This is a genomic window from Gilliamella sp. CG13 (assembly GCF_046635805.1).
Taxonomy (GTDB): Bacteria; Pseudomonadota; Gammaproteobacteria; order Enterobacterales; family Orbaceae; genus Gilliamella; species Gilliamella apicola_I.
On the sequence record NZ_JBIDFM010000001.1, the window covers coordinates 787,760 to 802,548 of the forward strand.

14 protein-coding genes are annotated in these 14,789 nt (G+C 34.9%); 7 read left to right on the forward strand and 7 right to left on the reverse strand.

Going from position 1 to position 14,789, the window contains the following annotated elements:
• Positions 1-123: 123 nt before the first annotated feature.
• A complete protein-coding gene (locus ACGH6R_RS03605) occupies positions 124-441 on the reverse strand; it encodes a hypothetical protein (RefSeq protein WP_267377941.1) in 318 nt (105 codons plus the stop codon).
• Between the two features lie 591 nt (positions 442-1,032).
• Between ACGH6R_RS03605 and ACGH6R_RS03610 the strand changes: the two genes are divergently transcribed.
• From ACGH6R_RS03610 to rlmKL, 6 genes are all read left to right on the forward strand, one after another.
• Positions 1,033-1,170 (forward strand): hypothetical protein, encoded by a 138-nt coding sequence (locus ACGH6R_RS03610; protein WP_411598925.1) that lies wholly within the window; start codon positions 1,033-1,035, stop codon positions 1,168-1,170.
• Positions 1,171-1,257: 87 nt separating this feature from the next.
• The gene (locus ACGH6R_RS03615) at positions 1,258-2,142 is read left to right on the forward strand and encodes a hypothetical protein (protein ID WP_411598926.1); all 885 of its coding nucleotides are present in this window, start codon (positions 1,258-1,260) and stop codon (positions 2,140-2,142) included.
• A gap of 760 nt (positions 2,143-2,902) precedes the next feature.
• Positions 2,903-4,798: a PTS mannitol transporter subunit IICBA gene (locus tag ACGH6R_RS03620; RefSeq protein WP_411598927.1), complete on the forward strand. Its 1,896-nt coding sequence runs from the start codon at positions 2,903-2,905 to the stop codon at positions 4,796-4,798.
• Between the two features lie 77 nt (positions 4,799-4,875).
• Complete coding sequence (locus ACGH6R_RS03625; protein ID WP_411598928.1) at positions 4,876-6,054, forward strand: mannitol-1-phosphate 5-dehydrogenase; 1,179 nt, start codon at positions 4,876-4,878, stop codon at positions 6,052-6,054.
• A complete protein-coding gene (locus tag ACGH6R_RS03630) occupies positions 6,044-6,595 on the forward strand; it encodes an MltR family transcriptional regulator (protein WP_220215665.1) in 552 nt (183 codons plus the stop codon). Before ACGH6R_RS03625 ends, ACGH6R_RS03630 begins: the two co-directional genes overlap by 11 nt.
• A gap of 131 nt (positions 6,596-6,726) precedes the next feature.
• Entirely contained in the window at positions 6,727-8,847 is a 2,121-nt protein-coding gene (gene rlmKL / locus ACGH6R_RS03635; RefSeq protein ID WP_411598929.1) for a bifunctional 23S rRNA (guanine(2069)-N(7))-methyltransferase RlmK/23S rRNA (guanine(2445)-N(2))-methyltransferase RlmL, read from the forward strand.
• An 82-nt stretch (positions 8,848-8,929) separates the two neighbouring features.
• Here the strand turns inward: rlmKL and ACGH6R_RS03640 are convergent, their stop codons facing one another.
• On the reverse strand, positions 8,930-9,358 hold the full coding sequence (locus ACGH6R_RS03640) for a universal stress protein (protein WP_065559088.1): 429 nt from the start codon (positions 9,356-9,358) through the stop codon (positions 8,930-8,932).
• Positions 9,359-9,940: 582 nt separating this feature from the next.
• On the opposite strand from ACGH6R_RS03640, the gene ACGH6R_RS03645 reads away from it, so the two are divergent.
• Positions 9,941-10,525 carry a Maf family protein gene (locus ACGH6R_RS03645; protein ID WP_411598930.1) on the forward strand — a complete coding sequence of 195 codons (585 nt, stop codon included), beginning with the start codon at positions 9,941-9,943 and terminating at the stop codon, positions 10,523-10,525.
• 34 nt (positions 10,526-10,559) lie between these two features.
• On the opposite strand, the gene ACGH6R_RS03650 is transcribed toward ACGH6R_RS03645, so the two are convergent.
• The 5 genes from ACGH6R_RS03650 to ACGH6R_RS03670 are packed head-to-tail and all read right to left on the reverse strand — an operon-like array spanning position 10,560 to position 14,789.
• Positions 10,560-11,228 carry an ABC transporter ATP-binding protein gene (locus ACGH6R_RS03650; protein ID WP_267351679.1) on the reverse strand — a complete coding sequence of 223 codons (669 nt, stop codon included), beginning with the start codon at positions 11,226-11,228 and terminating at the stop codon, positions 10,560-10,562.
• Entirely contained in the window at positions 11,228-12,439 is a 1,212-nt protein-coding gene (locus tag ACGH6R_RS03655) for an ABC transporter permease (RefSeq protein WP_411598931.1), read from the reverse strand. The genes ACGH6R_RS03650 and ACGH6R_RS03655 overlap by 1 nt, the downstream gene beginning before the upstream one ends.
• Before the next feature lie 49 nt (positions 12,440-12,488).
• A complete protein-coding gene (locus tag ACGH6R_RS03660; RefSeq protein ID WP_267377917.1) occupies positions 12,489-12,962 on the reverse strand; it encodes a DUF4418 family protein in 474 nt (157 codons plus the stop codon).
• Between the two features lie 15 nt (positions 12,963-12,977).
• Positions 12,978-13,637 carry an ABC transporter ATP-binding protein gene (locus ACGH6R_RS03665; protein WP_267351683.1) on the reverse strand — a complete coding sequence of 220 codons (660 nt, stop codon included), beginning with the start codon at positions 13,635-13,637 and terminating at the stop codon, positions 12,978-12,980.
• Positions 13,638-13,646: 9 nt separating this feature from the next.
• Positions 13,647-14,789, reverse strand: coding sequence for an ABC transporter permease (locus tag ACGH6R_RS03670; RefSeq protein ID WP_411598932.1), 1,143 nt, complete (start codon positions 14,787-14,789; stop codon positions 13,647-13,649).

The following is a 14,789-nucleotide window of genomic DNA, read 5'->3' on the forward strand; positions in this document are numbered from 1 at the left end:
CAGTCTTAAATTCCAAATTGACCTATCAGACAAGCCTCTTTTTTAACGAGTTTAAATAACCCAATATTATCCTTAGACTGATTGGGTTAAGTAAAAATGGATTAATTCAAAAATTATTTAAGTTTAAGCTGTAGCTTTTTTCTTTTTGAATATAAAGAATAGAATGAATGCGATTAGCATTAAAATGACATGGAAACCTACATAGAAAAAATAAACACCGCTATTTCCGCCATTATTAGCTGCACTTGCTAGTAATAATGAAGGTGATAAAAACGCAGTACTAATAATATTGATTCCGAATGTAACGCCTGAAAGTGTAGGGAATTGGACAAATGTGATCAAAGCTAAAATGCTACAACCCATAGCAATCCATAAACCACCAACTGGAATAAAAATAGATAATGCTGCAAAGATTAATGCAATAATAGATAATGCTTTCATGTATACCTCAATGTAAAAAACTAATCCTAAAATGAATATTTCATTTTCGAAATTATAAATATTAAAACTGCCTTGTAAAGGCAGGTAGTAATGATAACAGAAATTAACTTTACATCAAGTTAAAAGAATCAAATGGTTATCTAAAATATTTCGCTAAAGAACCACTGCAAAGCTTGTTTGAATTGTAATTCAATGACAATCAACAACCGATAAACGGAGTTATACAAAAGGTGACAGCAAAAATTTACTTAAAATATCCTTCTGATTAAATTCATATAAAAATAAGAAAAATTATTAAACCATATAACGAAGTTAATTTTTCTTAACTCATTTAAAGCTATTTAACATATTGATTAAATACAAAAATATAATATCATTTCTAATTCAAATAATTATTTCCTACGATTGAAAATTAAATTTTTACCTATGTTAAAAAATAAACGAATAATTTAAATTTTCGTTGACTTTAAAAATTTAATAAATTAGCATTTATTTTACTTTGTTAACGTTTTATTTACGCATTAATTATAAGAAACTGTTATTCATATAAAAAAATGCTATACACCCCTAAACTCAATGGGTCTCAAATAAATGACCTTACCGAAAAATGAGATAAATTTAGTTAACGGTGGTCGTCGTCGTGGAACCATTGAAACCGGTTGTCAAATTTCAAGAGGAAATGGTAAAAATAAATGGCATTGTGGTGTTACTGTCACCACGTCATGGTAAATTCTAACTGAGTTTCACTAATATTCATGCAGTAATATAAACTTTTACTGCATAATTTTTTGTCATACAAATTATAGAACAGTTAAAATGAAAAAAATATTATTAAGTGTAGTTTTTTCTGCAATAATTCCATTTTTATCACAATCCCAAGAATTAGAATGGTTCTTAGATGAAGATGAGCAAGGTCTACTATTTATAGCATTAAAAATTAATGATCTTGATGAAGAACTTACATGTATACTAGATACAGGAACTACAGAGGTCTTAAATTTACCAATAGATACTATTAATAAAATTGAAGATAAAGTTGAAAAAGATGATAAACGAAAGCGTACTGATATACTAGGCAACATCCAATATTCTCGTCAATTTATGTTACGAAACGTTAAAATTAATAATTTATTTTATGAAAAATTAGAAATTGAAGAGTATAAACCTTGGGGAGCTATTTTAGATATAAATACTGGAGAGAAAAAAGCAAAAAAAGAGCAAAATTTTGATTATCAACATGTTGCAGTAGCTGGTTTAGGCTTTTTTGTAAATAAAGTCGTTACTTTTGATATCATAAGTAACAAACTCATTTTATCTGATAATTTTACAAAACAAATTGAAAACGATTGGTTAGAAATACCTTTCACTAAAGGTTCAAAAGGACATTTAATCTTAAATGCTACTGATGATGTCAAAAGTTATGCATTAATATTCGATACTGGTGCAGGAAAAAATATAATTAGTTCTAAAAAACTTTCTAATAACAAAGAATTAATAAAATTAAAGGAGTTTCCTTTTTATATTACGGAACTATCGTTTGTCGATATTCCTAATTTCAAAGATGATTTTATAGTACTTGATGGGTTAACTGATGATTTGCCTGCTGATGGCATACTTGGCAATGATTTTTTATATAGTTATATCGTTAAGATTGATTTTAAAAATCAGAAAATGTGGATAAAACCTCAACCGGAAGAATAATATATCGTAAATTTACAGTATTTAAACTTACTACTCTATCAACATATGCAATATATGAAACAAGAACCAATTTAAAACAATAAAATGGGCATTAAATAAAAAAACTCCATCATAACTAAATTTATAGTAAAAACGGAAAAATTGAATAAGTTAAAAATTAAACTAGAAAGCATGAAAAGCAAAAAATATAAAGATTTATTTCCATTTTTTCTTTTTGTTAAATTCTTTAGGATATTCAACCCACCATATCGCAAAAAAATCAATAAAAAACAATACAAATGTTGACCATATTAAAAAATTATAATCTGAATTATTCTTGGAAATATCTCCCCCTTTAGATAATAAAACACCATGAGAAATAGTGACAATATAGCTATAAATTAGACTGATACGCCTCTTCCATATTAACTTAGTATTATTATGATTTTTTATTAATGGTTATATTTTAAACCGTTTTAAGATAACCATGATCAACTATAATCAGTCTTTTTGATAATCATTTTTGTTATCGTTTTAAATTATCAATTAAAAATATTACATACTGTTTTTTCGAAATTTTTCAGATTTTTTTCCTGCTGCTTTTGAATATTTTTAATTTATCCTCTTAAAATGTGATTTATATCACAAATTTTAAAAATACCCCTCCTTTTACAACGTGATCTTGATCACGTTTACTGACATTTTCTAATGAATCCACGCCATGAACGTATCTAAAATAATGTTAATTCAATGACATCAATCAATAAGGAAGGTAACGAAAATGAGTCGTTCAAACATAAAAGTAAAAGTCCAAAATTTTGGGCGTTTTTTAAGCAACATGGTTATGCCAAATATTGGCGCATTTATCGCATGGGGGTTGATCACCGCTATTTTTTTATACAATGCAAGGGATCCCAGTGCTGGGGGCTGGTTTCCAAATGAACGTGTATCAACATCGTTTATTGGGCCGATGATCACTTATTTACTGCCACTATTAATTGGTTATACCGGCGGTAAACTCATGTATAACGACCGTGGTGCCGTTGTTGGTGCGATTACGACTATTGGCGTAATTGTCGGGTCATCTATACCAATGTTTTTAGGCGCAATGATAGCTGGTCCTTTAGGCGGCTTTATGATCAAGCAATTTGATCGCTTAATAGATGGTAAGGTTAAAAGTGGTTTTGAGATGTTAGTCAATAACTTTTCAGCTGGCATTCTTGGTATGATGCTTGCACTAATTGCTTATTTTGCTATTGGTCCAGCCGTGGCTTGGTTAACCAATATTTTGATTATCGCCGTCCAATTTATGGTTGATCATGGATTATTGCCACTCACCTCTATTTTGGTCGAACCGGCTAAAGTTTTGTTCCTCAACAATGCCATTAATCATGGTGTCTTTACCTCATTGGGTGTGACACAAGTAGCAGAAACCGGTAAATCGATTTTCTTTTTAATTGAAGCCAATCCGGGTCCCGGTTTAGGGCTTTTATTAGCCTATATGTTTTTTGGTAAGGGTGTCGCAAAAGGATCGGCTAGTGGTGCTGCGATCATTCATTTTTTTGGCGGAATTCATGAGATCTACTTTCCCTATGTGTTAATGAATCCCCGCTTGATTATTGCCGTTATTATGGGCGGAATGACCGGAATATTCACGTTAACAGTTTTTCATGCAGGTTTAACAGCTCCAGCTTCGCCCGGTTCGATTTTTGCTGTAATGAGTATGGCAAAAGGTTCCTATCTTGGCGTAACGCTTTCGGTCATGGCGGCGACGGCTGTCTCTTTTGTTATGTCAGCGATTTTATTAAAAACAACCAAAACATCATCTAAAAGTCTTGATGATGCCAAATTAAGTCTCTCAAGCATGAAAGATGAGGCTAAAGGAAGAAAAAATGAAACGTTTGATCTAACTAAAGTCAAAAAAATAATCGTGGCTTGCGATGCAGGCATGGGCTCAAGTGCAATGGGTGCCGGTGTTTTACGCAAGAAGATTGAAAATGCCAACTTGGCAATCAATGTTAGCAATCTAGCCATTAATGATCTGCCCGATGATGTAGATATCGTCATTACGCATCAAGATTTAACGCACCGAGCCAGACAGTATGCCCCCAATGCTTGGCATATTTCGTTAACTAACTTTTTAGATAGTGAGTTATACAGTCAATTAGTCGACCAACTTAACCAGGCATTAGGAATTGAACAAAAGATAACGACAAAAAATGCCCCCCAAACTTCCGATAATTCCCCTCTCTTCCAATTAACCGACAAAAATATTTTTTTAAATTTAACCGCCAAAACAAAAGAAGAAGCAATCCGTTTTGCCGGTCAAAAATTAGTAGAAAATGGCTATGTTGACCCTGCCTACATTGAATCGATGCTAGAACGTGAAAAATTGACTTCAACCTATTTAGGTGAATTTATCGCTGTCCCTCATGGCACTATTGAATCTAAAAACAGTGTAATTAATACAGGTATCGTATTTTGCCAATACCCCTCAGGTGTTCAGTTCGGTGATAACAAAGAGGATTACGCCAAAATTGTTATTGGGATAGCTGCACGTAACAACGAACATTTGGACGTGATTGCAAAGCTGACCAACGCTCTCGATAACCCCAATACCATTACAAAACTCACAACAACTCACAGCGTGAAAGAGGTTTTAGCCTTATTAGGCTAATGCTGTTTTTGTACGCCTTACGTTTAGGTAAGAAAACTCGAACATTATTGAAACTCACAAGATATAAGGTATAAATTATGAAAGCATTACACTTTGGCGCGGGTAATATTGGACGCGGTTTTATTGGTAAATTATTATCTGATGCAGGATTTCACGTCACTTTTGCTGATGTCAATCAGCAAATTATTGATGAATTGGCACATCGTCATCAATATTCGGTCAATGTGGTTGGAGAAGAAGCAAGTACTGAGATAGTCTATCACGTCGATGCCATTAACAGTACATCACCTTACATTTGCCACCACATTGCAACGGTTGATTTAATTACAACCGCTGTTGGTCCACAAGTATTGAATAAGATTGCCCCAATTGTTGCTCAAGGTATTTTGAAAAGATATCAACACGATAATCAAGCGCCGCTAAATATTATTGCCTGTGAAAACATGGTTCGTGGTACCACTCAATTTAAGCAAGCAATCTTTGCATTATTACCTAAAACATTACATCAATGGGTAGAAACTCATATTGGTTTTGTTGATTCCGCAGTCGATCGCATTGTGCCACCGACCCTATCACCATCAGGTGATATATTAGCCGTAACGGTTGAAACCTTTTCAGAATGGATTGTCGATAAAAAACAATTTATTGGCACCATTCCGAATATAGCCGGTATGGAGCCTGTCGATAATCTTATGGCTTTTGTTGAACGTAAATTATTTACGCTCAATACCGGGCATGCCATTACGGCCTATTTGGGCTTTTACTACAATTTCGCAACTATTCGTGATGCAATATTGAATGATCAAATTCGTTTCATTGTTCGTGGAGCAATGGAAGAAAGTGGGCAAGTATTGATTCATCGCTATAATTTTGATGATCAAAAACACATGGCATATATCGAAAAGATTTTATCCCGTTTTGAAAATCCCTATTTACACGATGATACCGCCAGAGTTGGACGTCAACCCATACGAAAATTAGGAGCAAGTGATCGTCTCATAAAACCGCTACTTGGCACATTTGAATATCAGATTAACAATTGTAATTTATTGATTGGTATTGCTGCTGCCCTTAACTATCGGAATAATGATGATGAACAAGCAGTGCAATTAGCAAAACAGATTGTTAATCATGGAGTGATACCCACTTTTTGTCAAATTTCGGGCATTGATAGTCATAATCCAGTTGTTCAACCAATCGAAGAACTTTATACTGCAATGCAAAATCATCAATTTTTATTAAAAGATGTCGGATAAAAGGCTACAAGAAGATAAAATACTAGAAAAACTCAATCAGCAAACTGATATTCACAGTTTGCTGACTGTCGCCATTAAACTGATCAACAAAAGTGTGAATCGGTTGATTCTCAACATTTTTTGTAAGGAACCCCATGCCATTAAATTTGTGATTCCTTCACTTATTGGTAAAAATGGGCCTTTAAATGATACATCTGTTTGTTTAAAATTGCTTTTTGCTTTGGGCATTTTAAGCCGTGCAGATTATGAAGATATCGAATTACTTATTGCCATTTTAGATGAGCTGGATCTTAGTGATAAACACTATCATTATAGTGATGACGAGATTCTTGGACCTATAAGCTTATTACATGATATGGTGTTACCACAAAATTGGGTGTTACAACAAGATCAAGTTGCCGAACTCGGGATTGTCGATAATTTTAAATCATCCATTTTACAAAATCGTTATCAGCAAATGATCCGTTCAGCACTGATTATTGCGATCACCGATCTTATACTTCGAATTAGTAATAAACCCAAACATAAAGATCATGATTAACTGTCTATTACCGACTTTTTAACGTAAAAATTATTTTAAGTGGGTAAAGTTAGCAGTAATGATCGGCTTTATTTCCCACTCTTTCATTTAGTCGGTATAATGCCACCATTTTATTGTAAATTGGGTTATTCATGAAAACGTTATTTGCCAGCACCTCGCGCGGACTTGAGGAGTTACTTAAGAAAGAGTTAGAAGAGTTAGGCTCGATCAATTGTAAAATTACTCAAGGTGGTGTCTATTATGATGCCGATGAAACAACGTTATATCAGTCTTTATTATGGTCTCGTTTAGCATCACGCATTCTATTACCGCTTGCTGAATTTGATATATATAGTGATTTGGATCTCTATTCTTGCGTTTTTAATCTAAAATGGACTGATATTTTTGCCGTCGATAATTCATTTGTCATCAATTTTGTCGGGGTAAATGATTTTATCCGTAATAGTCAATATGGCGCATTGAAAATCAAGGATGCAATTGTCGATCATTTTGTCCGACAAACCAATAGGCGTCCCAATGTTGCAAAACACGATCCCGATATTCGAATTCATGCTTATCTTCATAAAAATCGTGTTACGCTATCCCTTGATTTAAGTGGAGAGAGCCTGCATCAACGTGGTTATCGTCAACAAACAGGTCAAGCACCACTAAAAGAGAGTTTAGCGACAGCAATCATTTTACGATCAGACTGGCAAATTGATGAACCGCTACTTGATCCTATGTGTGGTTCGGGTACATTGTTAATTGAAGCAGCCATGATTGCAGCTAAAATCCCACCAGGATTTCATCGAAAACAATGGGGCTTTTTAGCATGGAAAGGGTTTAATCCTACACTTTGGAATGATCTGCTATTGAGAGCAAAACAGAACATTTGCCAACCCAAAGGCGTTTTTATTGGTTATGATAATAATGCAACAGTGTTGGAACGCGCACAACAAAATGCACGTTATGCAGGCGTGAGCGATTATATTAGTTTTGCCAAACAAGATGTAACTCAATTAATCAATCCACTTTCATCCGAATCATCAGGCATGATTATCAGCAATCCGCCTTACGGTGAGCGTTTAGAAAGTGAACCTGCACTCATTGCCCTACATACTGCGTTAGGTCAACTTATTAAACAACATTTTGGTGGTTGGCGCCTTTCACTGTTTAGTGGTGCACCACAACTATTAGATTGTTTACAAATGCGTGCAGATAAGCAATTTAAGGCAAAAAATGGCCCACTTGATTGTGTGCAAAAAAATTATGTTATTGCCAAGCGTGATAACACGCTAGCGGTTTCTAATCCTAATTTACCGGCATCGGATTTTGCGAATCGATTACGTAAAAATAAGCAGAAACTGGAAAAATGGGCTACTCAAGAGCAATTGGAATGTTATCGTCTTTATGATGCTGACCTGCCCGAATATAATGTTGCCATTGATCGTTACAAAGACAAAGTTGTCGTGCAAGAATATGCAGCGCCCAAAAATATTGATCCTCAAAAAACACGGCAACGGCTATTTGATATCATTAATGCGACTATGTCTGTATTAGAATTAACAGCCGATCAACTGATCTTAAAAACACGGGAAAAGCAAAAAGGTAAACAACAATATCAAAAACTTGCTCAAAAGCAGGATTATTTTTTAGTGCATGAATACCCCATCAATCACCGTAAAACCCAATTTTGGGTAAATGTGACTGATTATTTAGATACAGGCCTATTTTTAGATCATCGCTTGGCACGTAAAATGATAGGTGATATGAGTGATAATAAAGATTTTCTTAATCTGTTTGCTTACACAGGAACGGCCACCGTTTACGCAGGGTTGGGCAATGCAAAATCAACCACCACCGTGGATATGTCACGTACCTATCTGGAATGGGCAGATCGCAATTTAAAACAAAATGGTTTAACGGGTAAAAAACATCGCTTAATTCAAGCTGATTGTTTGCTCTATCTTGCACAATGCAATGAACAGTTTGATCTCATTTTTATCGATCCCCCGACATTTTCAAATTCTAAACGCATGAATGAGACATTTGATGTTCAACGTGATCATCTTAAGTTAATGAGCGATCTAAAACGATTATTAAGACCAAATGGCGTTATTGTCTTTTCGAATAATAAACGAGGTTTTAAAATGGATGCGCACGGTATGCAAAAATTGGGCTTAACCTTTCAAGAAATCACTAATAAAACACTCTCATTAGACTTTAAACGCAATAAACAGATTCATTGTTGTTTTATTGTCAAACATCTATAATTACAAACCCTCTTACGAGGGTTTGCTTAATCCCTTAGTGTCTGTTTTGCTATTTGCTTAAATTAACTGTTTTTTTAATTTTTTAGCGCACCACTAAAACCGAGGTTTGTGCGCCACGAACAACACCTGACGCATTCGATCCAAGCAGGTGAGTCGTGATATTAGGACGTCTGGATCCTAAAATAATTAAGTCTGGCTTGATTTCGTTTGCTATTGATAAAATTTCGTCACGTGGATTACCAAATGCAATCGAAAAAGATAAATTTTCGCGCGGAAGATTGATGGTATCGAGTAACCGGTGAAATGCTTGTTCTGTTTGCACCGTTGCCTTATCTTTAAATTCATCAAAACCAAATGAATAAGCATTTACTATAGCGGATGCAATAGGTAAAACGTGGAAAAAAATAACGTCTGCATTCGATAATTTGGCTAAACATTCCAAATGTGGAATCACTTTTTTGGTTAGATTATCTTCAAGAATATCAATCGGAACTAGAATTTTTTTATACATAATAAGTACCTCGCAAATAACATCTGATAACATATCCTTTATGTTAAAAAATAGAGTTAGTGAAAATAATCATACTAGTTTTAAATTTATTCGCTAATGTTTTTTCGATAAATAAGCTTGTAGATACTTACTACTGTTTTAACTTGTTTTCGATAAAACTAAATGTTAGGTACTATGGCATCAATCTTGTTCCTAATCGTTAAAATGGTTTACCGTGGTGATCTAAATCAATTTATCGTAAGCAATAAAGTTATCTCAAAAATGTAATTTAGGTGAACGCTGAATCATTGATGATACTTTACGCTTTCAAGCAATGTTTGATAATGTTAATTTTATGATTACTTTATCGGGGAAAAGAGACTAATTGAGATCATCTATTGTCCAGACCAATTCAGCCGATGTTACAATTGATGTAAACAATCACAAAAAGCGTAGAGGTAAACAATTAATAGAAGAAGATCCCCAAAATGTCAATGAATATTAATTTATTACATTATTCGCAACCCCTAAGACTATTGATTATAAGGAGCATATCGGGTTTAATACTCTTCCTTCAGCTTGGATTTTAGAAGATAACTTAACATGAAAATCATATTAGCATCCACATCACTTTCACGAAAAAAAGTACTGGAAAAATTAGCCATTCCATTTGAGTGCGTGGCCCCTATTTGTGACGAAACTCCACTCCCAGGAGAATCTGCAAAACAATTAGTTGAGCGTTTAGCAAAGCTTAAAGCCCAATCATTAGTAGCTCAATACCCAAATAGCTTAATTATTGGTTCTGATCAAGTAGGCGTTTTAGATGATCACATTGTTTGTAAACCCCATACTGTCGAAAACGCCCGTATGCAATTAAGAAATAGCAGTGGTAAAGCGTTTTATTTTTATACTGGTATGACTGTTATCAATACCGTCAATGGACAATCCACCACAATTTGTGAACCTTTTAAAGTTACTTTTCGCCAGTTAACCGATGCTGAAATTGACGCATATATTTTAAAAGAGATGCCATTACACTGTGCTGGTAGTTTCAAATGTGATGAGCTCGGCATTACTTTATTTGATAAATTAGAGGGTGAGGATATCAATTCGTTAGTGGGTTTACCCTTGTTAAAATTGAATAAAATTATGATAACAATGGGATATAATCCGCTTTTGATCTCATAAGTCAGTGTTCACTAAGTAACACACTGACTTATCTTTATTCATCGGTCAATCGACCCGCTGACATTTTCATGATTTTTTGGCTATAACTTGCCACATCATTATCATGAGTGACAATTAATAACGCAGTACCTTGATGATGTATATCGGATAAAAGTTGCATAATATCGGCGGCGCTTTCGTCATCCAAATCACTTGTTGGTTCGTCTGCGATAATGATTTGAGGCTGGCAAATCAGTGAGCGTAAAATAGCAACACGTCGCATTTCACCGCCTGACATATTAGCAGGATAAGCATCTTGCAGATAACTGACCTTCGCCTTTTCAAGTAGGCTTTGTGCATAACTTAAACACTGTTGATTTTGGCGTTTGGTTAAATAAAAAGGTAAGCGAATATTTTCTAATACTGTTAAATTTGGCAATAAACTGCTACCTTGTGGAATGTAACCAATCTGTTGATTACGGAACGCAGACACTTGCTGATCATCCAGTTCAAATAAATTGGTCTTATTAAGTATGATTTTACCTTGAGTTGGCGTAAGTAAACCGGCAATCATGTTAAGTAAAGTTGTCTTACCACTGCCTGATTTCCCCATTATGCAAACAAACTCATCTTTATTCATTGTAAAACTTACGTTATTTACTGCCGAAAAAGTTTGCTTACCTCGTTGATAATCCTTGCGTAAATTTTTAATCTCCAACAACATTACTCACCCTCTCTTAATGTGCGATAAGTATCAAATTTAGTTATGGATAACGCAGAGTAGATACATGAAAATGGCCCTATAATTAAAGTAAGAATAAACACTATTGTGGCATAGATTAATGCATCTAACAGTGAAATGCTCATACATGGCAAACCAATAGACTGGCAAATCAATAAGCTAAACGCATATAACAACACCGCAGCAATGACAATTCCAGCAATAGCGCCTAATGCACTAATAATTAATGATTCACGTAGTAACATGCTGACAATATCACGACGTGAGGCGCCTAAAATACGCAGTAGTCCAATTTCTCGTTTACGCTCATTTAATGTCGAAGAAAAAATGATAAAGATCACCGCAATAGCCAGTATCCAGAAAGTAGCAGACAGACTATACACAATGGTCGAAAAGCTGTTTAAATATTTAGCTATATTGCTTAACATACCTTTAGTCATAACAAAGTCAATATTATAATCTATAGCATATTTGGGCATGATTTGATTGACGACATCTTTAGGTTGAGAATCGGGATCAACCTTGATAAAAATCGACGAGGCATAATTGGCAAAATGATCGACATCACCTTCAATTAATTTTGCTTCTTTCATTAAAGACTGTGCCGCTGACATGGTCATAAATACCGAGGTGTCAAACCCCATACCTGTTGAATCCATTTTTGCTGCCACTTTATAGGGATGATTATAAAACGTAATTTCATCCCCAATATTTGATGTAATTTTTGCGCCGACCACGACTTCATTATCGTTTAATGGTTTAGTTAGCTGGGTTTGCAACCAAGGTTTTATAACAAAATCGCTATGTTGATCAAACCCAATTAATTGCACTTTAGAACTGCAACACCCAGCGTTTAGCGAAGCAATAAAAAGTTGCGGTGAAATGGACTGTATTCCTTTAATATTTTTGATTTTTTCCATTAAATCAACTTTCAAATAAAAGCTACTCGGTTCTCCACGTAATAATGCAACTTCAAGATTTTTTTCATAGCCATAAGGGACAATCAGGATATCCGCACCTAGACGATCGGCCATACCCGAAATCCCTAAACTCAGGTTTTTCATTAAGACACTACCACCAAACAACGTCGCCGAAAATAGCATGATAATGATAATTAAACTACAGCTACGAAAAGGTCTACGCTGTATATTTCGCCATGCTAAATTAGCAATAGTTATTGGGGTTTCTTGCATGTTTTAAATCCATCTATCTACTATTTTTTAATATTCTTATAATTCACACTCAAATTTTTTTAACGATTTTATTCAAATAGAATACATTAATTAAAGACACCAAAAATAAAACACCAGATAGTAAAACTAAAGCTGGTTTAGCGCCCATATTACAACGCATCATCTCGTTTGAGCATACCCCAATTAAAACAGTCGGAATGGCGATAGCCAAAAGTGAGATACAAGCTAACGCCATACTTAAACCAAGACGAACAAACATTGTCCGACTTAGTAACATTAATGTGCCAATGGCGATAATCAAAGCACCAATACCTAATTCGGCTCGGGCTGTCCAAAAGCACTTCATAATTTTACCAGCTCCTGTATGACTATGTCCGGTATTAGCAACCTGATTATGTATGTCGTTAGCCGTATTTATTAGGGTATCGGGATGTGGACAGACAGGTAAAATATACAACGGAAATAGGATAATCATCAATCCAAGAAACATAATAAATAGTGATAAAATTATTCGATTTTTCATATCATTGAAACCTTATTAATTATTAATCACACGGGCAACTTTGCCATGCTCTAAAACAACCGTGGTTTGTGCATGTTTTGAAACTTCAACCGAATGTGTTACGACAATAATAGTACTGCCCTCTTCATGTAGTTGATGAAGTAAGTTCATTACCATTGCTTCATTACTTTCATCTAAATTGCCAGTAGGTTCGTCAGCTAATATTAATTTTGGATAGTTAATTAAGGCTCGCGCGATACATACACGTTGTTGTTCACCACCAGACAACTGACGCGGTAAATGTTTAGCTCTTGCTGCCAACCCTACTCGTTCTAATGCCTGCAAAGCTTCGTTTTCGTCAACCATACTATGATAATATTGCGCTACCATCACGTTTTCGAGTGCCGTTAAATAAGAGACTAAATGAAACTGCTGAAATATTAATCCAATTTTATCTCGGCGAATTTCGGTTAATTGTGGTAATGAGAGTTGAGTAATATCCTGACCATCAAGAATTACTGATCCAAGTGAAGGTTTATCCATGCAACCAATAATATTCATCAACGTGGTTTTACCACTCCCCGACGGTCCCATTATAGACAACCATTTTCCTTCTTCCACGGTTAAATTCACTTCCGATAATGCATGCAGTGAACCATAAATTTTAGAGACATTATTAACTTCGAGTATATTCATACTTATTTCCTATTCGCCACGTAACACAAGCGCTGGCTCGACTTCAAGCGCACGTTTTACGGGAATTAAACACGCAATGACTGTCACAATAGCTGAAATAACAATTGTTATTGGGATAAGATAAAACTCAATTACAATAGATCGACCAAATACATTAGTACTTATCACCTGTGCAAAAATCAGTCCACACACCACGCCTATCACTCCACCGGTTATGCCTAAGATTAACCCTTCGGCCAAAAACTCTTTAGCGATACTTTTGTTATTTGCACCAATGGCTTTTTTCAGTCCAATTTCTTTTCGACGCTCCATGACAACCGTCATCATAGTCGTCGCAACACAGATCATGGTCAGTATTAGCACCACCAAAGTGACTAAATAAAGTAAGGAAGACAGTTTACCCAATACGGAGGATTCAGATTGTGTTACCCATTTGATTAAATGAGGATCGACCGTTAAAGAGTTTGCTTTTATTTTATCAATATAGTGTTTTAACTCATCTTGTGTAGCTGTAATACTCACTTCTACCACTTCGGCTTTATCGCTATCTTTCAAAATTTTATCTAAATCATGTAAACCAATAAAAATATAACCGTCTTCAGTGCGTCCTGTTTTAACAATACCCGTAATTGTTAACTCTTCGTTATAGCGAGAATCTTGTTTGGTTTTTCCTAAAACCGGCATTGTGCTACCAATGGTTAATTTGGCAAAGTTTGCAATATCGGTACCGATTAAAATTTCATGGGAACGTTTAGGTAGTTCGCCTTCAATTTTCCAGTAAGGACTTGTTTTAATCACTTGTTCAAAATCCGTACCGACCATAATATAAGGCTGTTGGTTACTGCGAATAGATTCATAACGAAACGGGGTTACGCCAAGTAGTTTTTCTTTGGGTAATAAACTTACCGCTTGTGAGACATCTGCCATTGTCATCATTGATTGATTATCAGCAGGCAAGAACAACATATTGGCGCCATAGGAGCGAAACTCTTTTCCCATTTGGCGAGGAATATCATAACAAAGTGTTATCATACCAAGTAAAACTGTTGCCCCTATTGCCACACCAAGTAAAGCAATAAGAATACGTGAACGGCGACGAATAAGAGAGCTAAATATTGTTTTGATGATAAAGCGCTGATTTTTATTAATCAT

Coding starts and splice junctions, on each gene's coding strand:
- ACGH6R_RS03605 (WP_267377941.1), bottom strand. CDS start 441: ATGAAAGCATTATCTATTATTGCATTAATCTTTGCAGCATTATCTATT.
- ACGH6R_RS03610 (WP_411598925.1), top strand. CDS start 1,033: ATGACCTTACCGAAAAATGAGATAAATTTAGTTAACGGTGGTCGTCGT.
- ACGH6R_RS03615 (WP_411598926.1), top strand. CDS start 1,258: ATGAAAAAAATATTATTAAGTGTAGTTTTTTCTGCAATAATTCCATTT.
- ACGH6R_RS03620 (WP_411598927.1), top strand. CDS start 2,903: ATGAGTCGTTCAAACATAAAAGTAAAAGTCCAAAATTTTGGGCGTTTT.
- ACGH6R_RS03625 (WP_411598928.1), top strand. CDS start 4,876: ATGAAAGCATTACACTTTGGCGCGGGTAATATTGGACGCGGTTTTATT.
- ACGH6R_RS03630 (WP_220215665.1), top strand. CDS start 6,044: ATGTCGGATAAAAGGCTACAAGAAGATAAAATACTAGAAAAACTCAAT.
- rlmKL (WP_411598929.1), top strand. CDS start 6,727: ATGAAAACGTTATTTGCCAGCACCTCGCGCGGACTTGAGGAGTTACTT.
- ACGH6R_RS03640 (WP_065559088.1), bottom strand. CDS start 9,358: ATGTATAAAAAAATTCTAGTTCCGATTGATATTCTTGAAGATAATCTA.
- ACGH6R_RS03645 (WP_411598930.1), top strand. CDS start 9,941: ATGAAAATCATATTAGCATCCACATCACTTTCACGAAAAAAAGTACTG.
- ACGH6R_RS03650 (WP_267351679.1), bottom strand. CDS start 11,228: ATGTTGTTGGAGATTAAAAATTTACGCAAGGATTATCAACGAGGTAAG.
- ACGH6R_RS03655 (WP_411598931.1), bottom strand. CDS start 12,439: ATGCAAGAAACCCCAATAACTATTGCTAATTTAGCATGGCGAAATATA.
- ACGH6R_RS03660 (WP_267377917.1), bottom strand. CDS start 12,962: ATGAAAAATCGAATAATTTTATCACTATTTATTATGTTTCTTGGATTG.
- ACGH6R_RS03665 (WP_267351683.1), bottom strand. CDS start 13,637: ATGAATATACTCGAAGTTAATAATGTCTCTAAAATTTATGGTTCACTG.
- ACGH6R_RS03670 (WP_411598932.1), bottom strand. CDS start 14,789: ATGATTAATAAAAATCAGCGCTTTATCATCAAAACAATATTTAGCTCT.